The sequence below is a fragment of the Mesorhizobium sp. WSM4844 genome (assembly GCF_055811775.1).
In genome coordinates this window covers 1-26,262 of the sequence record NZ_JBVVQB010000006.1, presented here as the reverse complement: position 1 = coordinate 26,262, position 26,262 = coordinate 1, and the positions used below count along the sequence as shown (strand labels likewise).

Genomic DNA, 26,262 nt, shown 5'->3' with positions numbered 1-26,262 from the left:
CAGCGCTCTTCATTCCGGCAGATAGGCCCCGAACGCCTGTAGCTCCAATTCCGTCTCCCTGACACGAGCCGCGGCTGCCGGCCCGCTGCGCGCCAGCATCGTTGCGGCCAGCGCTTCCACGATAGCCATGGCTGCGGCTACCGACGGGAAGAAGGACGGGCTGTCGGTAGAGAATCGCAAGACAACCTGCGCATGCCGCGCGATCGGAGCAGCCATGCTGTCGACGATCGCGACAATCGGAACGCTGTGTCGTTGCGCAGCCTCCACCACGGGCCCGAGTTCTCGCGAATAGGGCGAAAAGCCGATCGCGACGACCGCTTCCTTCTTTCCGAGCGCTGCGAGTTCCGCCTCGATCGCACCGCCGTCGCCGCCGAGCAGCGTGATCTCGCGCCGAAACATCCGGCAGAGATAGACAAGCGCGTGGGCGGGCGCGCGGCAGCTTCGGAACCCGGCGACACGTATGCGCTGAGCCTTCTCCAGTATCGCGCAGGCCCTTGCGATTTCTTCGCTGCCGTTGACGGCTTCGGCCGTCGCCAGATTGGCCACCGTCGTCCTCAGCGATTCGGCGAAGATCGTCTCCGACCTGCGCCTGACAAGCGCATCGGCCCTTGCCGCGAAAGGCGCCTTGCCGGAGCGCAGCCGGTCTTCGAACGGCTTGCGCAGCGCCGCCCAGTCGCCAAAACCCAGTCGCCGCGCCAGTCGCACGAAGGTCGTCGGTGTCACCTCTGATCTCGACGCCAGCACCCGCATGGAAACCAGCGCCACCTCGTCGGGATGATCGACCAGGAAACGCGCCGCCTTGCGCAGTTCCGAGCTCAATTTTGGGAGTTCGGTCAGTATGCGCGCCAAAAGCGCGTCGAAACCCATCTCCCGACTGTCCATTGTAACAAGCATTTCCCTTGATTGATAAAGCGCAACAATCGTAGCATGCATCGACGTGCCTTGACACCAAAACACCGGACGGCCGCGACGGCACGCAAAGTACCAAGGGAGAACCAGATGAAACATGCCCGGACTGCACGCCTCGGAGCGCAGATCGCCGCCTTGTCGGCGGCGCTGCTGTTTTCGGCCAGCGCAATGGCGCAGCAGAATTTCGTTACCATCGGGACCGGTGGCGTCACCGGCGTCTACTATGCCGCCGGCGGCGCTATCTGCCGGTTGCTCAACAAGGATCGCAAGACACACGGCATCCGCTGCTCGGTCGAATCGACCGGCGGATCGGCATTCAACGTGAACACGATCAAGGAAGGCGAACTCGACTTCGGCATGGCCCAGTCGGACGTCCAGTATAACGCCTACAAGGGGCTGGAATCGTTCAAGGACGGTGGCGCCCATACCGATCTGCGCGCGGTTTTCTCGATCCATCCGGAGCCGTTCACGGTGCTGGCGCATCCCAATGCCGGCGTGACGAAGTTCGAGGATTTCAAGGGCAAGCGTTTCAACGTCGGCAATCCCGGTTCCGGGACGCGCGCTTCCATGGAGCGTCTGCTCGGTGCGATGGGCTGGACGTTGGCCGACTTTTCGCTCGCATCGGAGCTGAAGGCCGACGAGCACGGGCCGGCGCTCTGCGACGGCAAGATCGACGGGTTCTTCTACGGCGTCGGCCATCCTTCAGCCAACATCCAGGATCCGACGACAACCTGCGGCGCGAAGCTGGTGCCGCTGACTGGAGAGGTCGTGGACAAGCTGGTTGCAGAAAATCCCTACTACGCCAAGGCGGTGATCCCGGGCGGGCTCTACGCCAACAATCCCGACGATACCGGGACTTTCGGCGTGCTCGCCACGCTGGTCACTTCGGCCAAGGTTCCCGATGAGAGCGTCTACCAGCTGACCAGGGCGGTGTTCGAGAACTTCGACGAGTTCAAGTCGCTGCATCCGGCCTTCGCCAATCTCGATCCCGCCAAGATGGTGGCGGAAGGAAATTCCGCGCCGCTGCATCCGGGCGCCGAAAAATACTTCAAGGAGAAGGGCTGGTTGAAGTAGGCTTCGTGACCTGACGACGGGCCGGCGGGTCCAGCTGATCCGCCGGGGCCATCCGCAACAGGAGACGACGTCATGAGCGAAGTGAAGGCACAACCGGCCGGCGTCGATCTCGAAGAGCTCGAACAACTTGTCGCGGAGGCCGACACGGGTGGCCGGCATCCGGTTGGCACGGTCGGGCGAATCCTGCTCTGGGTTGCAGTCGCGTGGTCGCTTTTCCAGCTCTGGTACGCTTCGCCTTTGCCGTTCGTGTTCGGCTTCGGCATTCTAAACGACACGGAAGCGCGCGCTATCCATCTCGGCTTCGCGCTGTTCTTGACCTTTCTCGCCTATCCGGCGCTTAGATCCTCGCCCCGCGATCGCGTGCCGCTGCTCGACTGGGTGCTGGCCGTGGCCGGCGGATTTGCCGGCGCCTACCTCTTTCTCTTTTACGTCGTGCTTTCCGGACGGCCGGGCCAGCCGACCACGCTCGATCTGGTGACCGGCACCGTTGGCATCCTGTTGCTGCTCGAGGCGACGCGCCGTGCGCTCGGCCTTCCGATGGTGGTCGTGGCGTGTGTCTTCATCTTCTACACCTTTGCCGGCCAGTACATGCCGGACGTGATTCAGCATCGCGGCGCATCGCTCACCAAGTTTCTCAACCATCAATGGCTGACGACCGAAGGCGTCTTCGGGATTGCACTTGGCGTGTCGACGAGTTTCGTCTTTCTGTTCGTCCTGTTCGGCACGCTTCTGGAAAAGGCAGGCGCCGGCAACTGGATGATGCAGATTTCCATCGCGCTGCTCGGCCACCTGCGCGGCGGCCCGGCGAAAGTCGCCGTGGTCTCATCGGCTCTCAACGGCGTCGTGTCCGGCTCGTCCGTCTCCAACGTGGTTTCAGGCGGCATCTTCACCATCCCGCTGATGAAGCGCACCGGCCTTTCCGGCGTCAAGGCGGGCGCCATCGAGGCTTCAGCCTCGATCAACGGCCAGATCATGCCGCCGGTCATGGGCGCGGCCGCCTTCCTGATGGTCGAATATGTCGGCATTCCCTATGCGGAGATCGTCAAGCACGCGCTGCTGCCGGCGGTCTTCTCCTATATCGCGCTGCTCTACATGGTTCATCTCGAAGCGATAAAGATGGGCCTGAAGACGATCCCGCAGCGTCCGACGCCGGCAAGAGAACGGATGCTGCGGATGGGACTGGGACTGTCGGGCAGCGTTCTCGCCGTCTGTATCGTCTATTACGGCATTGTTGCTATCCAGGCTGTCTTCGGTGGGGCCGCGCCGCCGGTGCTCGCAATCGCCGGCGTCGCTCTCTACGTCGCCTCGGTCTGGTATTCCTCGCGCTATCCGGATCTCGCGCTCGACGATCCGAACGCGCCAATCCTGGAACTGCCGCGCGCCTGGGACGTCACGCGGACCGGGCTCGACTTCCTCATCCCGATCGCGGTGCTTCTGTGGTGCCTGATGGTCGAGCAGATGTCGCCCGGTCTTTCGGCGTTCTGGGCGACCGTTTCAATCCTCGGTATCGTCGCTACCCGCAGGCCGCTGATGGCGGTGTTCCGTAAAGAAAATCTCGCCGCCTCAGTGCGGGCTGCCTGGGACGATCTGATCGACGGGCTGGCGCTCGGCGCCCGCAACATGATCGGCATCGGTATCGCCACGGCCACCGCCGGCATCGTCGTCGGCACGATCACGCTGACCGGTCTCGGCCTGATGATGACGGAACTCGTCGAGTTCATCTCCGGCGGCAATGTCATCCTGATGCTGATCCTCATCGCCGCGATCAGCCTTGTGCTCGGCATGGGCATCCCGACCACCGCAAACTACATTCTGGTCGCCACGCTGATGGCCCCGGTCGTGGTCGATCTCGGCGCGCAGGCCGGACTGCCAATCCCGCTGATCGCGGTCCACCTGTTCGTCTTTTACTTCGGCATCATGGCCGACATCACCCCGCCCGTCGGGCTGGCAGCGTTCGCGGCGGCGGCGATTTCCAAGGAGGATCCGATCGCCACCGGTTTCCAGGGCGCGCTCTATTCGCTGCGCACTGCGATCCTGCCGTTCGTTTTCATCTTCAATCCGGCGATGCTGCTGATCGGAGTCGACACCTGGCCGCAGACGATCTGGGTGGCGACGGTGTCGCTGATCGCAATATTGCTGTTTTCGGCCGCGACCATGAACTGGTTCGTGACCAGAAGCCGGCTTTGGGAAAGTGCGGCGCTGCTGCTCATCTGCTTCACGCTGTTTCGGCCGGACTGGTGGCTCAACCAGGTGTCGCCGCCTTACGAGGAACTGCCGGCGAGCGAGTTCCTGTCGGCGGTGGCGCAGACGCCGGCCGATGGCCGCATCAATTTCGTTGTCGAGGGCGTCGACCTCATGGGCGAAGATGTCCGCAAGACCGTCAATGTGCCGCTCGGCGATCCGGGTGAGCCGCTGGAGCGGCTGCGCGGCATCGGCCTGACCATCACGCAAGCGGGCGACGCGCTGATGATCAGCAATGTCGATTTCGGATCCTACGCCAAGCGCATCGGGCTGGATGTCGGGTATGACGTGGTGGCGGTGCTCAGAAAGGCCGACCAGCCATCGAGCCTCATTCCGATCGGCCTGGCGCTCGCTGCGACGGCCGGCGTCGCCGGGCTGCAGTTTGCGCGGGCGCGCAAGCAGGCCGACAGGAAGGAAACCGGGCCGGCCGGCTGAGACTGGAGCGGTTGACAACAGTTGGTGGGGGGTCGATTCCGGTAGGGGGGCGAATGACGCGCCAAGCGCCATGGCAACGTTCACACGACGGGGATATGGCCGGTTTCCGCCGTACAACGTTGATTGGACGGGCACCTAGTAGACGGCATCGACTTATTGCTGTCGTCCGAGAAGACCCCGACGGCCGATTGCGGACACCTCGGGGTTTAGCGTAATTTGCTCTTCTTTGAGGAGATTGCATGTTTCGCATTATTAGCGCGATCGCTTTGTCTTGTTTATCGGTGTCGGTTGCTACGCGCTAGCAATGTATGCGCTTGCCGAAAAATACTGTGGTGCCGAACCTGCCCCGATGAGGCCGAAGTTTCTCGGCTATTTGAAGAGGCAAGGCTGCGGCCCTGAGACAGAGATTTATCAGGATGTCGAAATGTCGATCGGTAGGTTGGAGGGGGCCAACTTGTCGCTGTTGGCGCAGAGCGGAGACCCAAGCCTGTCTCTAACTGAGCAGCAGGCGAAAGATTGGGCCATGAGCACATCGAAGGAGCTTGGCGGGTGCGAGCGCTTGATTGAGCTACACAATACCGAACTGGAGTCGTGGCAATAGATCGAGATGTCGATGCAAAGGGACATTGCGGAGTAGCCACTTTCGGCCAAGTAGACAGTCCGGTGTCGGCACAGTTGTCATAGCGCTCTGCCGCTGATGGTAGTTGATACCGAGCGATGGAAATATTCCGCCCTTGTGTGAGCAGCACATCGCTTACTTCGTGGCCGAAGGAGCAGAACGCTTAGAGGGCCATTTCGCCCTACCGGAACCGACCCCTGATGGGGAGGCGCCGGGAAAACGCCTCAATCGGCGGTCAGCACGACCTTGACGCTCTGCGAGCGGTCGGCGGCCAGGGCAAACGCATCGCGGGCTGAGGCGAGGGGCCGTTCGGCGGTCACCAGCTTCAGGACATCGATATCCCCGCTGACGATGAGGTCGACCGCCTCGTTGAATTCCGCGCCGAAACGAAACGTGCCGTTCAGATTGATTTCCTTGGCCATCACCGCATTGGCGGTCACCGGGATCTGACCACCCGGCAGATTGCCGACCTGAACGACGGTGCCGCCGCGCCGGACGCTGGCGATCGCAGCTGCGAGACCGGCGGCGGTGCCTGAAATCTCGAACGCGACATCGATCATCTTGTCGGCCGCGAGCGCCTTAAGTTCGTCGTCGCCGCCGAACAGGTTGATCGTCCTGTTTGCTCCAAGTTTGCTGGCGAAGGCGAGCGGCGCCTCGGCTATGTCGGCGACGGTGAGCTCGCCACAACCCTTGAGCCTGGCGGCGAGCATGGTCAGGAGCCCGATGGGGCCGGCGCCGATCAGGATGACGTTGCGGCCGGCAATGTCGCCGGCCCGCGCCACGGCATGCAGGCTGACGGCGAGCGGTTCGGCGAGCGCCGCCGCCTTGTAGGCGACAGCATGCGGAACCTTGACACATTGCGCCGGCGTGGCATCGAACAGGCTGGCAAAACCGCCTTGCATGTGCGGCGTTTTCGACGCCGAGCCCATGAAATAGATGTTTTCACAGAGATTGGCGCGGCCCTCCGCGCATCGGGCGCATTGTCCGCACCAGCGCGACGGGTTGACCGCCACGCGATCACCGACGGCAAGTCCTGGCGCGTCCGCGTTGATTTCGACGATCTCTCCGGCGACCTCGTGACCGAGCACGAGCGGCGATGTGACGACAAAATCGCCGGTCCGCGCATGGCGGAAATAGTGCAGGTCGGAACCGCAGATGCCGCCGGCGCCGAAGCGCACGCGCACCATTCCGGGCGCGAGGAGGCCGAGCGGGTGCTCGACGACGCGCAGATCCTCGGGGCCAAACAGCGTCGCTGCGATTGCACTGTCGATCAACGGATCAGCCCCATTTGCGTCGGCAGCCACAGCGTGATGGCGGGGACGAAGGTGATCAGGATCAGCGCGACGATCAGCGGCACGAGCCAGGGCAGAATTGCCATGGTCGTACGCTCGACCGACAGTTTTGCGACCCGCGAGAGGACGAACAGCACCATGCCGAGCGGCGGATGGAGCAGACCGATCATCAGGTTGAGCGTCATGATCAGACCGAAATGCACCGGATCGATGCCGTAGAGAACCACGATCGGCAAGAGGATCGGCACAAGGATCGTGATGGCGGCGATCGTGTCGAGAAAACAACCGACGACCAGCATCAGGATGTTGACCAGGATCAGGAACACCCATTTGTTTTCGGTCAGCGATGTGATGAAGACCGAGAACAGCTGCGCCGCCTGGCTGACCGTGAGCAACCAGGCGAAGATCGATGCCGCGGTGACGATGAAGAGGACCGACGCGGTCGTCTCGATCGTGTCGAAACTGGCCTTGGCGAGGGCTGCGAGTGTCATCGTCCGATAGCGCACGAGCCCGAGAAACAACGACCAGATGACGGCGGCCATGGCCGCTTCGGTCGGGGTGAACCAGCCCATGGTCATGCCGCCGATCAGGATGATCGGTGTCATCAGCGCCATGACGGCGGAAAAGTCGAAATACCAGTCGCAGGCGATCAGGATGACGAGCACGATGCCAACAGCAATGTTGAGCGACAGTCCCGTCTGGACAAGGACATAAACGGCCAGCGGAAAGCAGCACACGACGGCAACCTCGATCGAGGCGGCGGCGAGCCGGTTCAGTTTGAACGGCGTGTCCGAACCCCAGCCCCGGCGGTGGGCGAAGATCGCGACCGTCACCATCATCAGCGCTGTCATGACGACGCCGGGCAGGATGCCGGCCATGAACAGCGCCCCGATCGAGACGTTGGCCATCATGCCGTAGATGACGAAGGGCAGCGACGGCGGGAAGATCGGGCCGAGCGTCGAGGAGGCGGCGGTGACGCCGACCGCCGCCTCGACGGGATAGCCGTGGTCCTTCATCGCCTTGATCTCGATGGTGCCGATGCCGGCGGCGTCGGCAAGGGCAGCCCCCGACATGCCGGCGAAGACCACCGATCCGATGATGTTCACCTGCGCGAGGCCGCCCTTCATCCAGCCGACAAGCGCCAGCGCGAAGGAATAGATCCGCCCGGTGACACCGGCGATGTTCATGAGATTGCCGGCGAAGATGAAGAACGGCACGGCAAGCAGCGGAAAGCTCTCGACACCGGCGATCATGCGCTGCGCGGCGATGATGTCGGGCGCCACGCCATAGAAGACGAGATAGAGCAGCGACGACACCGCCATCGACACAGCGACGGGCACGCCGATCAGCATCAGGACGAGAAAGGCTCCGATCAGAAGCAGCATGGCCTATTCCCCCAATCCGTCGAACGCGGCGGGGCGCTCCAGCGCCGAATAGCCGCGGCGAATGTTGCCGATGAAGACCTGGATGGCGCGCAGCATCATCAGCACGAAACCGGCGAAGACGGCGTAGAAGACGACGTTGCGCGGCAGGTTGATGGTGACCATCCGCTCGCGGTGGACGATCCCAACATAGCGCCAGAGGAGCCAGGACATGTAGGCGAAGAAGCAAATGGTAATCACATTGACCGCGAGCGCCAGGTAGCGCCCCGCCCCAGCGGGGAGATAGTGATAGAGCACGTCGACATGGATGTGGCGCGTGGTGCGCGTGCACATCACCGAGCCCAGGAAGACCACGACGACGAGGCAGTTGATGGCGATCTCCTCGGTCCAGGCAAAACTGTTGTTCATGACGTAGCGCGTGAAGAACTGCAGGAACACGCAGAACGACATGCCCCAGAACACGGCGAGCGTGACCCAGTCCTCCACCGCGTATCGCGACAGATCGATGGGCGGCGCTTCTTCCTCGAAGGCATGCGCCAGTTCTTCTGCGGTAACCTGGGTGTGGACCTCTTGGGTCATCGGCAAGCTCCGGGCACTGTTGGACAGCGGGCTCGACAGACCCGACGCGCTTGTCGCGCCAGGCCCGGATCGATGCGGGTTACTTGACGGCGCGGATCGCCTCCCAATCCTCCTTGCGGTAGCCGAACTCGTCGAACGTCACCTTCTCCATCACGTTCTTTTCGAAATCGGCGCGATCGACTTCGGTGACGGTGAGACCGCGCTCCTTGAAGGTTTCAACCAGGGCTTTCTCGCGATCGACGATGATCTTTGTCGCTCGCGCGGCGGCTTCCTGCATCACCTCGGTGAAGATCGCCTTGTCCTCGTCCGACAATTGCGACCAGCGCGATTGCGACACGATCGTGTTGAGATGATCGACGATGTGCCCGGTCAGGATAATGTGCTTTTGCACTTCGTAGAACTTCTTGGCGTCGATCGTCGTCAGTGGGTTTTCCTGCGCTTCCACCGTGCCCTGCTGCAAGGCGAGATAGACCTCGGCGAAGGCGATCGGCGCGGTGTTGGCGCCGCAGGCGCGCGGCATGGCGAGATAGGCCGGCACATCAGGCACGCGGATCTTCAGGCCCTGCATGTCGGCGCATTTCTCGATGGGCCGGTTGGAGGTCGTGTGACGCGTGCCGTAGTAGGTGGTCGCCGTGATGTGATGGCCGGAGGCCTCTTCGAAGCCGGCGGTCAACTCCTTGTATTTGTCGCTCTTGGTGTAAGCGAGCAGGTGATCCGCGTCGCGGAAAGTGAACGGGAAGTAGGTCACGCCGATCGGCGGGTATTCGCGGGCGGCGAAGCTCGATCCGGAGATGATGATGTCGACCGTGCCGAGCGTCAGCCCCTGGTTGATGTCGGCTTCCTTGCCGAGTTGCGAAGCCGGGAAGACATCGATCGTATAGCGGCCGTCGGTGCGCTTCTTGATCTCTTCTGCCGCCCACACCGACTCGGTGTGGAAGGGTTCGGACGTTTCGTAGACATGGGCCCATTTCAGCGCGGTTTGTGCAGAGGCCGAAGCCATGGGCAGAGCGATTGCGGCGATCGTGCCGAGCAGAACGGCGTATTTCCTCAACATCATATTCCTCCCTGTGAATGGATTGACGGTGCCGACAGGATCCTCCCGGTCGGCAGACTCCTATCCCGCGGCCTCCTTGGCCGCGGATTTCTCACCGAAATTGCGTGAGAATCTCAGTTGCGACTGACGCAGATGTTCCTGCATCGCGGCTTTGGCCCGTTCAGGCTCGCGCGCCGCGATCGCGTCGCGCACCGCGCGATGCTCCTCCGCGGCGGCCCGCCAGGACTCCCTGTTCTCGAAATAGCTCGACAGGCGTTCGAAATATGGGTTCATGCGCTGATCGAAGAGCTCGCCGATGCAGCGCACCAGAACGGCGTTTCCGAGAATGCCCGCCACCATCGTATGGAACTCGCGGTCGAGCGCGATCGTCATTTTGGTCGGGCGAGGTATGTCCTCCATGCGGTGCAGCACGTCGTCCATATGTTCGATGTCGATAGGCCGAGCATGGAGGGCAGCTTCGGCGGCGATCGCGCCTTCGATGAACTCGCGTGCCCGCAACAGCTCGAACGGGCCTTCATCCATTTCCGCCGTCAAAATTTCGGCACGCGGCGGTTCGGTGACGTAGATGCCCGAGCCGACGCGAATGCGTATGCGCCCCTCGACCTCGAGCGCGATCAGCGCTTCACGGACGGTCGGGCGGGAGATGCCAAGCTGATCGGCCAGCTCGCGCTCGGTCGGCAGCCGATCGCCGACTGCGAACTCGCCCGCGTCGATCAACTGCCTGAGCTGATCGGCGATCTGTCGGTAAAGTCGACGCGGTTCAACGGCCTGGATCGGCATTGTTTCCCAGTTCTACTTCAACGGAATCATCTGGCTGATCCCGGATCGGTAAATTGGTCTGACCTATTGATCGAAACCTGCCGCGAAAAAGGCAAGGAGTCAAGCAGCAGAGAACGCCGATGGAACCCATTCTCGGTCTCCACCCGCCGCCCTGTCCGGCAATTACGGAGACTTTCGTCCAAAGCGGACCTGCTCGCCGGTCGATGAGCAAGCCGCATCATTTGTCGCCGTCGGTTTTCGACGATGGCCGGCCACGAGAATGATGCTTGAATAGCCGTGTTGAGCGCATTCCGGCACATGCACAGTTCTGATCGTCAATGCCCCTTCCGGAAAACAGTCCCGTAGCATACTTTCCATGTCGACCGCATCGAGCATGGGGCTTGGGAACGCCCTGCCGCCCACCAGATAGCTGTGCGTCTTGCCGAGAGCGGCAACAAGAAGCGTGCCGCCAGGCCGCACCAATTCAATGATCCGCCTCATGTATAGTTGCCACTCTTCGAGATCGGCCGTGGCCGAATCTGCGCAGTAGGCGCTCAGAACGGTCGTATAGAGCCGTTGCGCATCCGCCAGCGGCCTATTGTTACGAATATCGACCTCCAGCAGGGTTGTGATCCTGTTGCGCGTAAGGCGTTCACGATCAAGAATATCTTCCCAGGTGGGATCCGCCATGCCCTCGCATTGAAGAGTGTAGCTGACGAAAGGCTTCCAGTCGTGCGCACCTTCGTCTTGTTCTACCCAGCGGGAGATTTCGTCGAGATTGCATCGAAGATAGTCTCCGAGATGAATTTCGGAGACCTGCGTCGTAATCGGGAAGACGTGGTGAAGCGTCGGACCGACACCGAAAACGAGCACCGATTCACCGACTGGTATCCGTTGCGCGGCCTCAGCAAAAAAGGCGATCGTATGTTGCTCGTCGACTTCGACAGCACTGTAATAGTCGGCGAGGTATTCCGCTGGGGACCATGCATTTTCGAACGACGTGTAGGGTACTGCCTTTTGAAGAAGCACGCGGGTCGACCAGCCGAGCCCGTATTCATAAGCCGCCGCACCGGCATTGGCGCCGGCCAGGAAAACCAGTGCCTCTTCTCCGGAAACAGCGTCGCTGGCGAGGGCGAGACCGAAAGCGCCGATGTAGTAGGGCGTTTCCTTGGCAAGTTCGAAGACGACGTATCCTGCTGCGCTCAGAAACCGGCGAATTCCGACGCGCATGGTTCTGCGTCCTGTGAGATCATAGGCCAACTTGGATAGAATACTGCTGCTGGTTCCTGTCATTTCCAGCAGCCGCCAGTTCGCAGCCAGGCTGGACGAAAGGCCGCACGCCCAAAGTACGTATGAGGCGCCCAGCACGATGGCGGCGGCGTGGATGCCTATGCCAGAAAGCTGGCCGGACGCTACGAGCAACACCCCCGCAGCAGTGGCAACCGTGTCGAGCGCGTAGGTCGAAACCGCATTCGCGACGATCGTCGCCGACCACTTCTTGATCCGCGTGGCCGAGCGGAACGTTTCGGCGAGATCAGCCACCGGCGCCGACGACGCGATTGCGCGCCGTCTCCCATTGCTTGCTGCCGTCCTCGGCCATAGCTATCGCATTCTTTGCTAATACGTACGGTATGTATCTACACTATGCTTGCCAACGTTCCGCCTGTCAAGCTAAGAGTACGTACCGTACGCACGTATCGAAGAGGCAAGAATGGATATCGTGGAAGTGATCAACGGACGCTCGCCGCTGTCAAAGGCAGATGCGCGCAAACGATACGTCGAAATCGGTGAACTCGTCGTTCTGAAGCAAATCCAGGACGATTCCGCAAAGCTGGACGATCGCGCGATCGCGATCGGACCATTTGCGCGACTTGATGCCAGTGCGGCCGCCGCGCACGATGGCAAGACGCGCGGCGCTGTTACCAATCTGTTTGGCAGTCAGGCCGCCTATCAGACGGAGACGATGGCGTTGGCGCTCAGTGCGATCGCCTGGATCGAGCAGATCGAGTATCCATCGCCGGATGACTTCGACACTGCTGACGAATGGGTTGACGCGTTCTTTTCCGGCCAGTCGGACCGCGGTCCGCAGCACGGCGCGGAGCCAACCGTAAACTATGCTTTCTTGTGGGCGCTATGGCTGAGCACCGTACCATATGGGCTATGGAGCGAGGAGATATCCCGAACGGGTCTTGCAGAATACCGCCAATGGGTAACTCAACTCAAGGACGTCTTCGCTGACGCCCTCGATCATTTTGACTTGGCGATGGGGGAGGGGATGACGGTTCTGGACCTGGCGAGCGCGACCGCAAGTCTGATCGAGGGTATATGGCTCAACCAGTGTTTGACCCTCAACCACCCGAGCGACCCGTCGGAACCTGTCTCTGCGGCGCTGCGGCGCGCTGGGCGGATGCTGTGGCGCGGCGCGACCAGGCCACGCGCCGATTGAAAATCGAGCCGCTCAAATGAGCCTATCCCTGCCGCAGCCGACCAGTGCTTCTTCAGAATACGAGCTCTCGGCCAGAAGACAGGGCTCATCACCAGTTGGTGCGGCGGTGCTCGGCTTCATGCGAAGCCCCGCGCTGCTTGGTCCGCTTACCGTACCGCAGATCGCCCAGATGCGGCCCACCGGCCGTCAGCGCATGCAGCGGCTGGCGGATGAGCTTGCGGCCGAGGGGCTCGTGAATTCATCGAGAATCCGAGGCACCGGCGCTCCAAGCTCGTCCGGCTGACGCGCAAAGGCGACGCGGGCTACCGCGAGATGAATACCCGGCTCCTGGCGATCGCCTCGACCATGGGCGTCGCTCTCAGCGAAGCCGATATCCGCGAGACCGCCAACATCGTGCGGCAGCTGAGCAATGATGTGAAAGCGCGATCGGAGCGGCTGTCGTAATGTGCCACTCGTGGCGGCCGATCATGCTGCGGCGATTTCGGCACCGTGGCATATGTCATAGACTGAGAAGAGGCCGCCAGGGCAGCCGCGTCACCGAGCCAGTGGATAGGTCTGCGGCGACTTCCGATATGCCACTTCGCAGCGCGGCGAACAAAACCAAGGTCCTTCCGGGGCAGCCCGTTGATAGGACGCATAAGGAGCATGCATCTTGCACACGGGATCGATCCAGGCCGGGTCAGGCGAGGGGGCAAGCTCGATCTCGTAAAGAGGGATTTCGTCAGCGACCGACCGCAGCGCCACCTTTCCGAGATCCTTCACCAGGATGCCTTTGGCGGCAGCGGCGTCGGCAATGGGTTGAGTTGCCAGCAATTGGCCGGGGGACGCAAGCGCAGCAATGCGTGCCGCTATATTGACGGTCGATCCAAAGATGTCATTTGCCCTGCGGACGACCGGCCCATGGTTCAGCGCTGCCCGAGTGAGCGGCAGACGCGGTTCTTTTCTGCACGCTTGCAACAACGCTCCAAGTCCCTGGATGGCGACTTCCGGCTCGGGAAACGACAGCATTGCCTCGTCACCGATCCATTTAATCGGAGGTCCATAACCACTAAGCGCCTCGCGGACCATGCTCTCGAAGATCTCGAGCACATCGATTGCCGCTGCATCTCCATAAACGTCCGCGATGGCGCTAAAGCCCGCAAGATCGATGAATGCCACCGTAGCCGAAGCGCCGACGGAACTCTGCGTCTGGCTCATATCCCTGTCCATGCGAAGTTATTTAATGCCTGTCACACGGTTTCGCGAATCTCGGACGCGATCGTCAGAGCTCCAGGGCGTCGGTACGCCACACCTCAGACCTCCCTTCGAGTGAAATTGGAGAAGGCGTTAGCCGCCGGTTTCCTCGGGAACACTTTGGTCTCGCAAAGTGTTTTGCCGCGTGGCAAAGGCGAAAGGGAGCGTGAACATGCGCGCAGTCATCATTGGTGCAGGCATCGCCGGACTTGCAGTTGCCAAGGGCCTGCGACTCCTCGGATGGGAGACCGAGATTTACGAGCAGGCGAGCGAACTGAAACCTCTGGGTGCGGGTCTCAGTCTCAGCGCCAATGCGCTTCGTGCCCTTCGTACGCTCGGGCTCTACGAAGCGGTTGTGGCCGAGGCGCAGCCAATACACGGGCTCGATCTTCTCGACGACAAGGGACAAGTTCTCCAATCCACGGATTTTCAGCGCTTCAGTCAGAAATATGGTCACCTCAGCATGGCCGTGCTGCATCGTGGCGATCTCCACAAGGCCCTTCTTTCGGAACTACCACGTTCTATCATCCGCACCGAAATGGAATGCGTGGATGCTCGGCAGGTTGGCGACAACATCGCCCTGGGCTTTGCGAATGGGGAGATCGTGGAAAGCGAGCTGGTGCTCGCTTGCGATGGCATTCACTCCGCAGTTCGTAGAGCGTTGTTTCCCCAATCGCGCGAGCATTTCGCTCGCTACGCTTGCTGGCGCGCGATCGCGCCCGGTTTCCTGCAAGGAATGGACCCGGCGCGTCTTACCGAAAGCTGGGGGGCCGGAAAACGCATCGGTCTGGCCGCGATCCCCGGCGAAAGGGTCTACTGGTTTGCCTGCTGTGGCGCAGACCAACGGGACGACCCCAGGCTGGCTCGGGCCGATCTTGCAGAAGTGCAGGCGATGTTTTCCGGATTTCACGAGCCAGTCCCGGAGGTCCTTGATCGGACCGCGGAGGACTCGCTGATCTGGACGGACATTTTTGATCTCGATCCAATGCCCTCGTTCACGCGCGGACGAGCGGTTTTGCTTGGCGACGCCGCGCATGCCGTGACCCCCGATCTGGGACAAGGCGCCGGACTTGCCATGGAAGACGCGGCCGTTCTTGCTGCGTTGTTCGGGCGACTTCCGGCCGACCGGGCCATCCGCGAGTATGACAAGCGCCGTCTCGACAGGGCACATAGGGTCGCGGCTGAATCGCGCCTCTATGCGAAAGTGGCGCAATCGAAGAACCCGCTTGTCGTCCCGCTACGCAACTTTCTGGTAAAGAGCATACCGGAGCGTTTGATGGACCGGCAGCTCGAGGCGGTTCTCGATATAGACTTCGAGCCTATCAGGAACGCCGCCTAGCGCCGGCGATTAAACGCACACCAATCGTCCAATTTTTCTTGTCGGCGGCATAGTGGCCAAGGCCCTGGCGGCAGGTGAAGGGGCGCCCATCTCATCCTGCGGCAGCCCACAGGGGGACACGCTGGCCATATCGCGGCGGAAGTAAGCGATCATTTTGCAGAAGCCACTTGACCTTCCAGTAACTGGAAACCGTAGGTGGAAGGGGAGTTGCCCATTTAGGAGTGCCCCATGACCGACCGTCACGATGATGCCACCCACACCGACGCATCGCATGGCTCGTGCTGTTCCTCGCACGCGCCGGCCGCTGCCTCAATTGTCGTCACTCGCGATCCAGTGTGCGGCATGACAGTCGATCCAGCGGCGGGAAAGCCGTCAGCGACCTTGGGCGGCCACAGCTATCATTTCTGTTCGGAAGGCTGCCGGACCAAGTTCCAGAAGGAGCCAGAAGCCTTTCTGAATGCGACCGATCCGGTTTGCGGGATGAAAGTCGAGCGCGCCACGGCGAAGCATTTCGTGCGGCATGAGGGCAAGGGTTTTTACTTCTGCTCCGCCGGGTGCAAAGCCAAGTTCGAGGCCGATCCTCAGAAATATCTGAGCGGCCAGCCAGCGCCGGAGCCGAAGGGCACGCAATATACTTGTCCGATGCATCCCGAGATTGTCCGCGACAAGCCCGGCTCCTGCCCGATCTGCGGCATGGCGCTGGAGCCGATGGGCGTGCCGACCGGCGACGAAGGTCCCAATCCGGAACTCGTCGACTTCACCCGCCGCTTTTGGGTAAGTGCCGTCCTGTCGATCCCGCTGCTTCTGATCACCATGGGACCGATGCTGGGCCTGCCGTTCCGCGACTGGCTCGGCGAACGTCCGGCAGCCTGGATTGAGTTGGCGCTGGCGACCCCGGTGGTGCTCTGGGCGGCGATCCCCTTCTTCCATCGCGGCTGGGAGTCGATCGTCAACCGCAGTCCGAACATGTGGACGCTGATCTCGATCGGCGTCGGCACCGCCTATGTCTACAGCGTCGTGGCGACGTTGTTCCCGGATATCTTCCCGCACCAGTTTCGCGGCCACGGTGGCACGGTTCCGGTCTATTTCGAGGCAGCCGCAGTAATCGTCGCGCTGGTCTTTCTCGGCCAGGTGCTGGAACTGAAGGCAAGGGAGCGCACTGGCTCCGCCATCCGCGCACTGCTCGACCTGGCGCCGAAGACGGCACGGCGGATCGGGGCGGACGGTTCTGAGACGGATGTGCCGCTCGAGGAAGTGCAGGCCGGCGAGCGGCTCCGCGTGCGGCCCGGCGACAGTGTGCCGGTCGACGGCACCGTGCTCGAAGGCCGCTCCTCGGTCGACGAATCGATGCTGAGCGGCGAACCTGTCCCCGTCGAGAAGACGCAAGGCGACTTTGTGACCGGCGGCACGCTCAACAAGAACGGAACGCTGGTCATGCGCGCCGAAAAGGTCGGCGCCGATACGATGCTGTCGCGCATCGTCGAAATGGTTGCCAAGGCGCAGCGCAGCAGAGCGCCCATCCAGGGACTTGCCGACCGCGTCTCCTATTACTTCGTGCCTACTGTCGTTCTGGTCGCCATCGTCGCCTTCATCGTCTGGGCCATCTATGGGCCTCAGCCGAGCATGGTCTTCGCCATCGTTTCGGCCGTCTCGGTGCTGATCATCGCCTGTCCCTGCGCGCTTGGGTTGGCGACGCCAATGTCGATTATGACCGCCACGGGACGCGGCGCGCAGGCTGGCGTGCTGATCAAGGAGGCCGAAGCGCTGGAGCGCTTCTCCAAGGTCGACACGCTGATCGTCGACAAGACCGGCACGCTGACCGAGGGCAAGCCCAAGTTGACCGACGTCGTCGGGTTCGATGGCTTTGACGAGGCCGAACTTCTCGGCCTCGCCGCCAGCCTCGAGAAGGGTTCGGAGCACCCGCTTGCCGAGGCGATCGTCGATGGCGCGCGGGAGCGCGGCGCAGAAATCGGCGAGGCCGGCGACTTCGAGGCCATCACCGGCAAGGGAGTCCGAGGGGCCGTCAAGGGCCGCGCTGTCGCGCTCGGCAACGCGCTGCTTATGGACGATCTGGGCATCGGCCTGGAGGTGGCGAAGGAACGTGCCGATGCGCTGCGGTCCGACGGCAAGACCGTGATGTTCGTTGCGACCGACGGCAGGCTTGCCGGTTTCGTCGCCGTGGCCGATCCGATCAAGGTGACGACGGTGGAAGCGATCCGCGCCCTGCATGACAGCGGACTCAGGATCATCATGGCGACGGGCGACAACGAGCGCACAGCGAAAGCGGTGGCGGCGAAGCTCGGCATCGACGAGGTGCGCGCCGACATGCTGCCGGAGAGCAAGAAGGCGCTGATCGACGAACTGCATGCGAAGGGCGCGGGCGTCGCGATGGCCGGCGACGGCGTCAACGACGCACCGGCGCTGGCGGCGGCAGATGTCGGCATCGCCATGGGAACCGGCGCCGACGTGGCGGTCGAGAGCGCCGGCATCACGCTGGTCAAGGGCGACCTCAACGGCATCGTCCGGGCGCGGCGGCTGTCGCAGGCGACGATCCGTAACATCAAGCAGAACCTGTTCTTCGCCTTCGTCTACAACGCACTCGGCGTGCCGGTAGCGGCGGGCATCCTCTACCCGATCTTCGGCACCCTGCTGTCACCGATGATCGCGGCAGCGGCAATGAGCCTTTCGTCCGTTTCCGTGATCGGAAACGCGCTGCGACTTCGTTCTTTGAAGCTTTGAGGTCAGACCATGAACATAGGAACTGCTGCAGAACAGTCCGGCCTGCCGCCAAAGACCATCCGATACTACGAAGACATCGGTCTTCTCAGGCCTGATCGCGCCGACAACGGGTACAGGGACTATTCGATGGCCGACGTGCATCGCCTGCGCTTCCTGCAGCGATCACGCAGCCTAGGCTTCTCGGTCGAGGAATGCCGGCAGCTCCTTTCGCTCTACGGCGACAAGGAGCGCGAAAGCGCGGATGTGAAGGCCATAGCAGAAGCCAAGCTCGCCGAAATCGACCGGAAACTTGCGGAACTCGCCGGGCTGCGGGACATGCTTCGGCATCTGGCCGACCATTGCAACGGCGATGACCGACCTGATTGCCCGATCATCGACGGGCTTGCTGGACGCGGCACGGTTCAGTGAGGCGCGTCCCCATCATTGCAGCAGTCCTTGTCATCGCCGGGATCGCCGCCGGGACGGCGCTCCCGAAGACAGCCGTCGCCCCAGTCGTCGCCGAGCGCCAAGCGTCGATGAAGGCGATGGCGAGCGCCGCCAAGACCATCTCCGAGATTTTTGCCGGCAAGGTGGCCTACGATGCCGCAGCCTTCAAGGCGGCAACCGAAACCATTCGCCGCCGGTCCGGAAGTGCCATGGTAGACGCATTTCCAGCGGACTCGCTTGGTGAACCCTCGGCCGCTAAGGCGGATATCGGTCAGTCCCAAGAAGAATTCGCCGCGCTCGCTCGTCATCTCGAAAGCCTGGCTGCGGCGCTGTCAGATGCGGCTGACGATGCGCCCGAAGGCATTACGGAAGCCATGAGGATGAAACCCGGAATGGCAATGGGCAGCACCCTGCTCGGAAAACGGGCTGGCGGCGCGGCCGATTCCGATGCTTCGAAGATCCCAGCCGAACACGTATTCCATCTGATGCTGCAGAACTGCACGAACTGCCACGCCAAGTTCAGGGAGAAACGGCAGTAGGCAAGGCATCGACTTCACCCGATGCCGGACTAGGTGACATTGACGACAATCGACAGGAATCCTGCAATGTTCGTACAGCCCGTCGACTACTTCCTCGCAGTCTGGTTCGTTCTGGCGGGCCTGAGCACGGCCTATGTTGCGTGGGACCAGTTCAGCAACAACCCCGAACCCGTGGTGATGAAATGGGGTTTCATCCTGGTCACGCTTTATATGGGGCCGCTGGGGATGCTGATCTACGTGCTGGCCGACAAGGAGCCTCGGCCAGGCGAACATGAGGCGTTCACCAAACCGCTCTGGAAGCAAGGCGTCGGCTCGACGATCCACTGCGTCGCCGGAGACGCCACCGGCATCATCCTTGCTGCGGCAATCACCGCCGCTCTCGGGCTGCCGATGTGGATCGATCTTGTTGTCGAGTACGTTGCCGGTTTCGCATTCGGCCTATTCATCTTCCAGTCGCTGTTCATGAAATCGATGATGGGCGGCACCTACTGGGAGAATGTCCGCAAGAGCTTCATGCCGGAATTCATCAGCATGAATTTCATGATGGCGGGCATGGCGCCGATCATGAGCTTCCTGATGATGGGCAGCGACATGCGGGCCATGGAACCGACCGAGCTCCTGTTCTGGGGCGTGATGTCGTTCGGCGTGATCGTTGGATTCGTCACCGCATATCCCGCCAACGTATGGATGGTGGCCCGTGGACTGAAGCACGGGCTGATGACCGAACGCGAACCGGAGTTCGACAAGGCAAGGGAAGGCAGGCGCGAGCACGCACATAGCGGCGCGAAAGCCGGGATGGTGGGGCACCACGCTTACGCGCGCCTCGATGAACATGCCAAGCCCAGACATGCCAACCCAGGCGGCAATCCCGGGCCTGGCCATCATGGATCCGGCCATGGCTCCTCCCATGGCGATGGGGGAGGAGGGTCGCGTGGTTCGCATGGCGGTCACGACGGTATGGAACCGGATGCAACTGTGCCGCAACTCGCGGCCTTCGGCGGCGTGTCCGTACTCGCGCTGGCGCTCGGTATGATCGCTCCAGCCAATTGGGTGAACCTCGCCCTCAGCGCGCGAGACGTAGGCGGCGCCATTATGCCGCCCGGCATGATCATGGACCGCGACACGCCGGCTGCAGCGATGCTGGACATGGCCGCCGTGCATCCTCGCCTGATCACGGCCAGCCATGGCCTGGAAGTTCGCGGCGACCGGGAACTGGAAGCCAGGATGGAGAACGGGGTAAAGGTGTTCGACCTGGAAACCTCGGTCATCCGCTGGGCGATCCTGGCGGACGTGAAAGTCGACGCCTATGCGATCAACGGGCAGGTCCCCGGCCCGCGGCTGCATATCCGGCAAGGCGACCGGGTGCGCATCAATGTGACGAACCGGCTGCCGGAGAGTACGACCATCCATTGGCACGGGTTGATCCTGCCGAACGAAATGGACGGCCCGGCCGAGATCACGCAGGAGCCGATCCCGCCCGGCGGCAGCTACCGATACGAATTTACGGCAGGCCAATCGGGAACCCACTTCTATCACTCGCATGACCATGTCGATCGCCAGCAGGCGCTCGGACTCTACGGCGCACTCATCATCGATCCCGCCAATCCCCAGGACGAGATTGGGGCAGACTACGACTATGTTATCCAGCTTCAGGAATGGCTGATGCGGGAGGGCCTGACTTTTCCGTCGATGCCGATGGACGGCGGGCAGCCGAATTATTTCACCATCAACGGCCGCTCCTATCCTTCGACGGACACGATCAGGATGAAGGTCGGCGAAACTCTGAAAGTGCGCTTCATCGGCACCAATAATGGGTTTATCCACCCGATGCACATTCACGGCGGTCCATTCGAAATTGTCGCCCGCGACGGCGAGACTATCCCGGAGTCGGCACGATTCCTTGCCGACACAGTCAACGTCGGACCAGGGCAACGCTACGATGTCGTCTGGCAGGCACGTCGGCCCGGCAAATGGCTGATCCATTGCCATATCGGGCATCATACGACCAACAACAATGTCGAAGAGAAGGGCGGTGGCGGACTGATGGTCGTAATCGATGTGCAACCCTGAAGCCCGCTCCGCAAGGCGAAACGTAGATGGATATCCTTGCCATCTACGGCGGCCTGTTTGCTATTGCCTTCGCTGCGGCGACCATCCTCCCGGCGCAGTCGGAGGCCGCCCTTGCAGGGCTCCTCGCCATGGATTCCTTCTCGCCCGCAATGCTGGTTCTTGTCGCCAGCCTGGGCAACGTCCTGGGCTCTGTGGTGAACTGGGGTCTTGGTCGAGGGATCGAACGCTTCCGGGACAGGCCCTGGTTTCCGCTGCGTCCCGCGACGCTCAACCGCGCCACGAACTGGTATCACCGCTATGGAAGATGGTCGCTCTTGTTAAGCTGGATGCCGATCGTCGGTGACCCACTGACCGTGGTCGCTGGAGCTTTGCGCGAGCCGCTATGGAGCTTCGTCGCGATCGTCGCCCTGGCGAAGGTTTCGCGTTATCTGGTTGTCGCCGGAACGGTGCTGAGTCTGATGTGAAATCGAAATGCAGACGCGTCGCAGCAGGCAGTGGCGTTCACTTTTGGTTGCGTTGCAACAAACCTTACGCACGCGAACTTGACAAATCAGACGAACGATTGTCCCAAGGGCACGATGACGAATGTTGGTCGAATCTCGATCTTGGGAAACATACCGCTCCGAGCAATGCTGGCGGTCGTATTCCTGGTCATGTCGGCTCTTCAGCCTGGTCTGTTTGCCACCGCCAACGCCACGGGTTTTCACGCTGGGACGGATCTTCAGCCCGGGATGCATCTCCAAGACGAGACATCTGCACACGACATGGGCCATCACGGCGCCACGGCGGACGACGCGGATACGTCGGACCATCATCACGACGGCGCCAAGCAATCCACCGACAAGAGCTGTGAAGTCCATTGCGCGCCGGCAAATGCGGTGCCGGTCGACTGCCCTGACTTGGAGCATGTTGTCTCCCGCTGCTTTGCGCCCGGCGTTGACGTCACCTTACCGCTTGGCGAATACACTGCGCTCATAAGGCCCCCCAAACATCTGAACTGACGCGCCCTTTCGGGGTGTTCGCGCAGCGTCGGGAATCCGTTCCCGCGCGGCCAAACGCATACGTCATGCTTCAGGTCTACAATGAAAATCGCAAGCTCCGCGATGCTCGCATCGCTGTTAGTTGCCGGATGTGCGGCGACCACGCCCCCGGACATCCTTCCCGCCTTCAATCCGGCCGATCCGGCAATGGGCGTCCGTGATGCGCACTACCATCCGGTCGTCGTCGACTATCGCCACCGGGAGCCAGTGGATCCGCAGAATTGGCGGCGTCTCAATGAAAAACGCTCCCCTGCGAACCCGGGAGCCGGATCATGAAGCGCCGGCTCCTCACCATGGCTGCGGTGGTAACCATCCCGCTGATCGCTGCCGGATGCACGACAAGCGGGCCCCTTGATGGCATCTCAGCCCCCATGGCTGGTTTCACGACAGTCGCGGCACGTGCCGAATCCGTGACCGGCAAGAAAACCGTCTGGGTGCAATCCAGCGAGGAAGCGCGGACGGTTTCAGAGCGCGTGAAAAGCCTCGTCCAGAAGAAAACAATCGGTCCAGACACCGCGGTGCAGGTCGCCTTGCTCAACAACAAGGGCCTGCAGGCCGCCTACGCCGAGATCGGCCTGTCGGCGGCCGACATGTGGCAGGAATCGATGCTCGTCAATCCGACGATCTCGATCGGCATGATCGGCGTCGATCCTGTGCGGACGATTGAAGGAGCGGTGGTCAGCAACATCCTTGCGCTGGCGACTCACAGGCGGCGCATCGCAGTCGCGGATGCACGTTTTCGTCAGGCCCAGCTCCGCGCCGCCGAAGAAACGTTACGACTGGCCGCGGACACGCGGCGGGCCTGGATCAACGCCGTCTCGGCCTGGGAGAGCGTTTCCTATCTGATCAAGGCGCAAGCCGCCGCCGATTCTGCCTCCGAACTCGCTCAAAAACTTGGAGAGACGGGCGCCTTCACAAAGACCGGCCAAGCCCGCGAACACGTCTTCTATGCCGAGATCACCGGTCAGGCGGCGGAGGCGCGGCTCGCCGCCCGCACCGCCAAGGAAGAGCTCACCCGGCTGATGGGTCTATGGGGACCGGACGTCGATTACTCAGTCCCCAACATGCTTCCAGCCTTGCCCAAAGGCGCCAAGGCCAAACGCGCAATCGAGGCGGAGGCGCTAAGAAATCGCGTCGACCTTGAGATCGCGAAACTAGAGCTGGAAGCGCTGGCGAAATCCTACGGTCTGACCGAGGCGACGCGCTACGTCAGCGATCTGGAGTTACTTTCCGGTGTGGAGGTGGAACGCGAGGAGTCGGAGGAGGGTGTGACGGAAACGAGTGTCTCACCCACTCTCGAGCTCGAGTTCGTCATTCCGATTTTTGACACCGGCGAGGCACGCATGCGCAAGGCCGAGCTTGGTTACATGCAAGCCGCAAATCGGATGGCCGAAAAGGCGGTCAACATCCGGTCGGAGGCCAGATCCGCCTATGACGCCTACCGTTCGACTTATGACATTGCCCGGCACTATCGGAACAATGTCGTGCCGCTGCGAACAAAGATCGAGGCGGAGTCGCTCCTCACCTACAACGGTATGATCACCAACACGTTCGAGCTGCTGGCGGACACACGCGCGAAAATCAGCTCGATCATGCTTTCCCTCAACGCCAAGCGCAACTTCTGGCTGGCCGACGTCAATCTCGGGACCGCCATCCACGGTGGCGGCGCAGGCTCGCCCGGCGGCGGCGACGCACCGGCAGCAGCCGAAGCGGGCGCCGAAGGCCACTGAACCTCAAGGAGAAGAAAATGCTTTCAAGACGTCAGTTGCTAGGCGCGGGAGCCCTGCTCGCCGGCGCCACCGCATGGACCAAAACGTCGGCGATGGGGCTGCCCGACGCTCCAATCATGGAGTCCCCCGACATGCAGCCTCCGATCTTCCCGACGAGCGGACCGGACTACCAGCCGGTCGTGACGCTCAACGGCTGGACCCTTCCGCATCGCATGAACAACGGCGTGAAGGAGTTCCATCTCGTGGCCGAGCCGGTCGAGCGCGAGATGTCGCCCGGCATGACTGCCTATCTCTGGGGCTACAACGGCCAATCTCCCGGCCCGACCATAGAGGCGGTCGAGGGCGATCGAGTCCGTATCTTTGTAACAAACAACCTGCCGGAGCACACGACGATCCACTGGCACGGCATGATCCTGCCCAACGGCATGGACGGCGTGACAGGTCTTACCCAGCCCGGCATCCCGCCCGGCAAGACCTTCGTCTACGAGTTCGACCTCGTGAAGAGCGGCACATTCATGTATCACCCGCACGCCGACGAAATGGTCCAGATGGCCATGGGCATGATGGGCTTCTTCGTCATTCATCCCAAAGATCCGAAATTCATGCGCGTGGACCGCGATTTCGTGTTCCTGCTGAACGCCTTCGACATCGAACCGGGGTCGTACGTCCCGCGCATCATGGAGATGACGGATTTCAACCTCTGGGCATGGAACAGCCGCGTCTTTCCGGGGATCAGCCATCTTCCAGTGGCGAAAAACGACCGGGTCAGGGTCCGGGTGGGCAACCTGACCATGACCAATCATCCGATCCACATGCATGGCTACGATTTCGAGGTGACCTGCACCGATGGCGGCTGGGTCCGGCCGGAGGCGCGGTGGCCGGAGGTGTCGATCGACATCCCCGTCGGCGCCATGCGGGCATATGAGTTCGAAGCCAAATATGAGGGCGACTGGGCAATCCATTGCCATAAGTCGCACCACACAATGAACGCGATGGGCCACGACGTGCCCACGTACATCGGCGTCGACAACTCAAAAGTCACCGACAAAATCCGCCGGGTCCAGCCCGATTACATGGCCATGGGTGACCGCGGCATGGCCGACATGGGCGAGATGGAGATGCCGCTTCCCGACAACACGATCCCGATGATGACCGGCTGGGGCCAATTCGGCGCCATCGAGATGGGCGGCATGTTCTCGGTCGTGAAGGTTCGCGAGGGCCTCGCCTCGAACGATTATGCCGATCCGGGCTGGTACCAGCACCCGGAGGGAACCGTGGCTTATGAGTGGAAGGGGGATGTCCCCGCTCCGACGAAATCAGGCGACGCAAAAACGATGGCCCCGGCAGCGCACGGCGGTCACGGCAAACAGGGATGAGAACCGAAACCCCTCAACCTCAACCATGAGAGAAAGTGCAGCATGAAACATATAATCGCAGCGACCGTTTTGATGGCGGTCAGTTCGGGAGCAGCTCTTGCCGGTGGAACCCACGCTGGAGGCCATGGCGACAAAGCCGCCACGATGCCGATCGGCAGCCTTGGCGAGGCTGGCAAGGCAAAGCGGACCATCAACATCTCAATGTCGGAGAAGGACGACGGAAAAATGTTGTTCCAGCCGGCCGTGCTCAAGGTGAAGAAGGGCGAGACCGTTCGCCTGGAGTTCGTCAACAAGGGCCAAGTCGACCACGAATTCGTCATGGACGTCCATGACGGGATCATGGAGCACAAGGCGCTGATGGAGAAATTCCCCGAGATGGAGCACGCCGATCCCAATTCGATCCGGCTGGCGCCCGGCGCCAGAGGCGAGATCATCTGGACGTTCGCCAACGCCGGCGAATTCGGCTTCGCCTGCCTGATCCCGGGTCACTACGATTCCGGCATGAAGGGCGATATCACCGTCGCCCACTAACCCCCAAATCGCAAAGGAAGCAGTCATGAAGATATTGATAAGAGCATTCTCGACCCTCGCGCTCGCGCTCGCCATCGGCGGGAGCGCGTTCGCACAGGAATACGTGAAAGGCGAAGTCGTCAAAGTCGACGCCAAGCAGAAAAAGCTGACGATCAAGCATGAGCCGCTGACCAATCTCGACATGCCAGCGATGACGATGGTGTTCGTCGTCGCGGAGGACGGCATGATCGAGAAGGTCAAGGCGGGTCAGGCAATCGAGTTTGCAGCCGACCGCGTCAACGGGCGCATCACGGTCACCGATATCAAGTGATCCACGACTAGCGCCCCGGGGTGGAAAAAAACCCCCCGCCGCCCACCGAAAAGGCAAAAATTAGCGTGATTTCGAGGGGGCCGCGCAGAATGTTATACACAGATTGACATTACAAAAGTCAGCAGCGGAACCGCGTATA

The 26,262-nt window shown here is 61.8% G+C and carries 25 protein-coding genes; 17 read left to right on the top strand and 8 right to left on the bottom strand.

The window, feature by feature from the left end; all coding sequences use genetic code 11:
- Window positions 1–9 precede the first annotated feature (9 nt).
- The gene (locus AC0L2A_RS07435) at window positions 10–882 is read right to left on the bottom strand and encodes a MurR/RpiR family transcriptional regulator (protein WP_198032801.1); all 873 of its coding nucleotides are present in this window, start codon (window positions 880–882) and stop codon (window positions 10–12) included.
- A gap of 117 nt (window positions 883–999) precedes the next feature.
- Here AC0L2A_RS07435 and AC0L2A_RS07430 point away from each other — a divergent pair, with 117 nt between their 5' ends.
- The 3 genes from AC0L2A_RS07430 (at window position 1,000) to AC0L2A_RS07420 (ending at window position 5,260) form a co-directional block, all read left to right on the top strand.
- The gene (locus tag AC0L2A_RS07430) at window positions 1,000–1,983 is read left to right on the top strand and encodes a TAXI family TRAP transporter solute-binding subunit (RefSeq protein WP_473608164.1); all 984 of its coding nucleotides are present in this window, start codon (window positions 1,000–1,002) and stop codon (window positions 1,981–1,983) included.
- 72 nt (window positions 1,984–2,055) lie between these two features.
- A complete protein-coding gene (locus AC0L2A_RS07425) occupies window positions 2,056–4,659 on the top strand; it encodes a TRAP transporter permease (RefSeq protein WP_473608163.1) in 2,604 nt (867 codons plus the stop codon).
- Window positions 4,660–4,963: 304 nt separating this feature from the next.
- Window positions 4,964–5,260, top strand: a complete 297-nt coding sequence (locus AC0L2A_RS07420) for a hypothetical protein (RefSeq protein WP_473608161.1) — start codon at window positions 4,964–4,966, stop codon at window positions 5,258–5,260.
- A gap of 242 nt (window positions 5,261–5,502) precedes the next feature.
- Here the strand turns inward: AC0L2A_RS07420 and AC0L2A_RS07415 are convergent, their stop codons facing one another.
- The 6 genes from AC0L2A_RS07415 to gntF form a co-directional block, all read right to left on the bottom strand.
- Window positions 5,503–6,552 carry an L-idonate 5-dehydrogenase gene (locus AC0L2A_RS07415; RefSeq protein ID WP_473608160.1) on the bottom strand — a complete coding sequence of 350 codons (1,050 nt, stop codon included), beginning with the start codon at window positions 6,550–6,552 and terminating at the stop codon, window positions 5,503–5,505.
- Entirely contained in the window at window positions 6,549–7,955 is a 1,407-nt protein-coding gene (locus AC0L2A_RS07410) for a TRAP transporter large permease (protein WP_473490153.1), read from the bottom strand. The genes AC0L2A_RS07415 and AC0L2A_RS07410 overlap by 4 nt, the downstream gene beginning before the upstream one ends.
- A gap of 3 nt (window positions 7,956–7,958) precedes the next feature.
- Entirely contained in the window at window positions 7,959–8,531 is a 573-nt protein-coding gene (locus AC0L2A_RS07405; RefSeq protein WP_023798555.1) for a TRAP transporter small permease, read from the bottom strand.
- A gap of 79 nt (window positions 8,532–8,610) precedes the next feature.
- A complete protein-coding gene (locus tag AC0L2A_RS07400; protein ID WP_027151856.1) occupies window positions 8,611–9,585 on the bottom strand; it encodes a sialic acid TRAP transporter substrate-binding protein SiaP in 975 nt (324 codons plus the stop codon).
- 60 nt (window positions 9,586–9,645) lie between these two features.
- Entirely contained in the window at window positions 9,646–10,365 is a 720-nt protein-coding gene (locus AC0L2A_RS07395) for a FadR/GntR family transcriptional regulator (RefSeq protein ID WP_473608159.1), read from the bottom strand.
- Between the two features lie 162 nt (window positions 10,366–10,527).
- Window positions 10,528–11,886, bottom strand: a complete 1,359-nt coding sequence (gene gntF / locus AC0L2A_RS07390) for a guanitoxin biosynthesis pre-guanitoxin forming N-methyltransferase GntF (protein WP_473608158.1) — start codon at window positions 11,884–11,886, stop codon at window positions 10,528–10,530.
- 169 nt (window positions 11,887–12,055) lie between these two features.
- Here gntF and AC0L2A_RS07385 point away from each other — a divergent pair, with 169 nt between their 5' ends.
- Window positions 12,056–12,790, top strand: coding sequence for a hypothetical protein (locus AC0L2A_RS07385; protein ID WP_473608157.1), 735 nt, complete (start codon window positions 12,056–12,058; stop codon window positions 12,788–12,790).
- Between the two features lie 312 nt (window positions 12,791–13,102).
- Window positions 13,103–13,234, top strand: coding sequence for a hypothetical protein (locus AC0L2A_RS07380; protein ID WP_473608156.1), 132 nt, complete (start codon window positions 13,103–13,105; stop codon window positions 13,232–13,234).
- 90 nt (window positions 13,235–13,324) lie between these two features.
- Here the strand turns inward: AC0L2A_RS07380 and AC0L2A_RS07375 are convergent, their stop codons facing one another.
- Window positions 13,325–13,987 (bottom strand): adenylate/guanylate cyclase domain-containing protein, encoded by a 663-nt coding sequence (locus AC0L2A_RS07375; RefSeq protein WP_473608154.1) that lies wholly within the window; start codon window positions 13,985–13,987, stop codon window positions 13,325–13,327.
- Window positions 13,988–14,195: 208 nt separating this feature from the next.
- Here AC0L2A_RS07375 and AC0L2A_RS07370 point away from each other — a divergent pair, with 208 nt between their 5' ends.
- The 12 genes from AC0L2A_RS07370 (at window position 14,196) to AC0L2A_RS07315 (ending at window position 26,123) form a co-directional block, all read left to right on the top strand.
- Window positions 14,196–15,362: an FAD-dependent monooxygenase gene (locus AC0L2A_RS07370; protein ID WP_473608153.1), complete on the top strand. Its 1,167-nt coding sequence runs from the start codon at window positions 14,196–14,198 to the stop codon at window positions 15,360–15,362.
- Between the two features lie 228 nt (window positions 15,363–15,590).
- Window positions 15,591–18,101, top strand: a complete 2,511-nt coding sequence (locus AC0L2A_RS07365) for a heavy metal translocating P-type ATPase (RefSeq protein ID WP_473608152.1) — start codon at window positions 15,591–15,593, stop codon at window positions 18,099–18,101.
- A gap of 9 nt (window positions 18,102–18,110) precedes the next feature.
- Complete coding sequence (gene cueR / locus AC0L2A_RS07360) at window positions 18,111–18,509, top strand: Cu(I)-responsive transcriptional regulator (RefSeq protein ID WP_236373914.1); 399 nt, start codon at window positions 18,111–18,113, stop codon at window positions 18,507–18,509.
- Window positions 18,506–19,066 carry a cytochrome c gene (locus AC0L2A_RS07355; RefSeq protein ID WP_473608150.1) on the top strand — a complete coding sequence of 187 codons (561 nt, stop codon included), beginning with the start codon at window positions 18,506–18,508 and terminating at the stop codon, window positions 19,064–19,066. Before cueR ends, AC0L2A_RS07355 begins: the two co-directional genes overlap by 4 nt.
- A gap of 66 nt (window positions 19,067–19,132) precedes the next feature.
- Complete coding sequence (locus AC0L2A_RS07350; protein ID WP_473608149.1) at window positions 19,133–21,136, top strand: multicopper oxidase domain-containing protein; 2,004 nt, start codon at window positions 19,133–19,135, stop codon at window positions 21,134–21,136.
- Window positions 21,137–21,162: 26 nt separating this feature from the next.
- Window positions 21,163–21,600, top strand: a complete 438-nt coding sequence (locus AC0L2A_RS07345) for a YqaA family protein (RefSeq protein WP_091593883.1) — start codon at window positions 21,163–21,165, stop codon at window positions 21,598–21,600.
- A 165-nt stretch (window positions 21,601–21,765) separates the two neighbouring features.
- Complete coding sequence (locus AC0L2A_RS07340) at window positions 21,766–22,137, top strand: hypothetical protein (protein ID WP_473608147.1); 372 nt, start codon at window positions 21,766–21,768, stop codon at window positions 22,135–22,137.
- A gap of 81 nt (window positions 22,138–22,218) precedes the next feature.
- Window positions 22,219–22,452, top strand: a complete 234-nt coding sequence (locus AC0L2A_RS07335; protein ID WP_473608146.1) for a hypothetical protein — start codon at window positions 22,219–22,221, stop codon at window positions 22,450–22,452.
- Window positions 22,449–23,906 carry a TolC family protein gene (locus AC0L2A_RS07330; protein WP_473608145.1) on the top strand — a complete coding sequence of 486 codons (1,458 nt, stop codon included), beginning with the start codon at window positions 22,449–22,451 and terminating at the stop codon, window positions 23,904–23,906. The genes AC0L2A_RS07335 and AC0L2A_RS07330 overlap by 4 nt, the downstream gene beginning before the upstream one ends.
- 17 nt (window positions 23,907–23,923) lie before the next feature.
- Window positions 23,924–25,282 (top strand): multicopper oxidase family protein, encoded by a 1,359-nt coding sequence (locus AC0L2A_RS07325; protein ID WP_473608143.1) that lies wholly within the window; start codon window positions 23,924–23,926, stop codon window positions 25,280–25,282.
- Window positions 25,283–25,324: 42 nt separating this feature from the next.
- The gene (locus AC0L2A_RS07320; RefSeq protein WP_473608142.1) at window positions 25,325–25,813 is read left to right on the top strand and encodes a cupredoxin domain-containing protein; all 489 of its coding nucleotides are present in this window, start codon (window positions 25,325–25,327) and stop codon (window positions 25,811–25,813) included.
- A gap of 25 nt (window positions 25,814–25,838) precedes the next feature.
- Entirely contained in the window at window positions 25,839–26,123 is a 285-nt protein-coding gene (locus tag AC0L2A_RS07315) for a copper-binding protein (RefSeq protein WP_091593895.1), read from the top strand.
- Window positions 26,124–26,262 lie beyond the last annotated feature (139 nt).

Coding starts and splice junctions, on each gene's coding strand:
- AC0L2A_RS07435 (WP_198032801.1), bottom strand. CDS start 882: ATGGACAGTCGGGAGATGGGTTTCGACGCGCTTTTGGCGCGCATACTG.
- AC0L2A_RS07430 (WP_473608164.1), top strand. CDS start 1,000: ATGAAACATGCCCGGACTGCACGCCTCGGAGCGCAGATCGCCGCCTTG.
- AC0L2A_RS07425 (WP_473608163.1), top strand. CDS start 2,056: ATGAGCGAAGTGAAGGCACAACCGGCCGGCGTCGATCTCGAAGAGCTC.
- AC0L2A_RS07420 (WP_473608161.1), top strand. CDS start 4,964: ATGTATGCGCTTGCCGAAAAATACTGTGGTGCCGAACCTGCCCCGATG.
- AC0L2A_RS07410 (WP_473490153.1), bottom strand. CDS start 7,955: ATGCTGCTTCTGATCGGAGCCTTTCTCGTCCTGATGCTGATCGGCGTG.
- AC0L2A_RS07405 (WP_023798555.1), bottom strand. CDS start 8,531: ATGACCCAAGAGGTCCACACCCAGGTTACCGCAGAAGAACTGGCGCAT.
- AC0L2A_RS07400 (WP_027151856.1), bottom strand. CDS start 9,585: ATGTTGAGGAAATACGCCGTTCTGCTCGGCACGATCGCCGCAATCGCT.
- AC0L2A_RS07395 (WP_473608159.1), bottom strand. CDS start 10,365: ATGCCGATCCAGGCCGTTGAACCGCGTCGACTTTACCGACAGATCGCC.
- AC0L2A_RS07385 (WP_473608157.1), top strand. CDS start 12,056: ATGGATATCGTGGAAGTGATCAACGGACGCTCGCCGCTGTCAAAGGCA.
- AC0L2A_RS07380 (WP_473608156.1), top strand. CDS start 13,103: ATGAATACCCGGCTCCTGGCGATCGCCTCGACCATGGGCGTCGCTCTC.
- AC0L2A_RS07375 (WP_473608154.1), bottom strand. CDS start 13,987: ATGAGCCAGACGCAGAGTTCCGTCGGCGCTTCGGCTACGGTGGCATTC.
- AC0L2A_RS07370 (WP_473608153.1), top strand. CDS start 14,196: ATGCGCGCAGTCATCATTGGTGCAGGCATCGCCGGACTTGCAGTTGCC.
- AC0L2A_RS07365 (WP_473608152.1), top strand. CDS start 15,591: ATGACCGACCGTCACGATGATGCCACCCACACCGACGCATCGCATGGC.
- cueR (WP_236373914.1), top strand. CDS start 18,111: ATGAACATAGGAACTGCTGCAGAACAGTCCGGCCTGCCGCCAAAGACC.
- AC0L2A_RS07350 (WP_473608149.1), top strand. CDS start 19,133: ATGTTCGTACAGCCCGTCGACTACTTCCTCGCAGTCTGGTTCGTTCTG.
- AC0L2A_RS07345 (WP_091593883.1), top strand. CDS start 21,163: ATGGATATCCTTGCCATCTACGGCGGCCTGTTTGCTATTGCCTTCGCT.
- AC0L2A_RS07340 (WP_473608147.1), top strand. CDS start 21,766: ATGCTGGCGGTCGTATTCCTGGTCATGTCGGCTCTTCAGCCTGGTCTG.
- AC0L2A_RS07335 (WP_473608146.1), top strand. CDS start 22,219: ATGAAAATCGCAAGCTCCGCGATGCTCGCATCGCTGTTAGTTGCCGGA.
- AC0L2A_RS07330 (WP_473608145.1), top strand. CDS start 22,449: ATGAAGCGCCGGCTCCTCACCATGGCTGCGGTGGTAACCATCCCGCTG.
- AC0L2A_RS07325 (WP_473608143.1), top strand. CDS start 23,924: ATGCTTTCAAGACGTCAGTTGCTAGGCGCGGGAGCCCTGCTCGCCGGC.
- AC0L2A_RS07320 (WP_473608142.1), top strand. CDS start 25,325: ATGAAACATATAATCGCAGCGACCGTTTTGATGGCGGTCAGTTCGGGA.
- AC0L2A_RS07315 (WP_091593895.1), top strand. CDS start 25,839: ATGAAGATATTGATAAGAGCATTCTCGACCCTCGCGCTCGCGCTCGCC.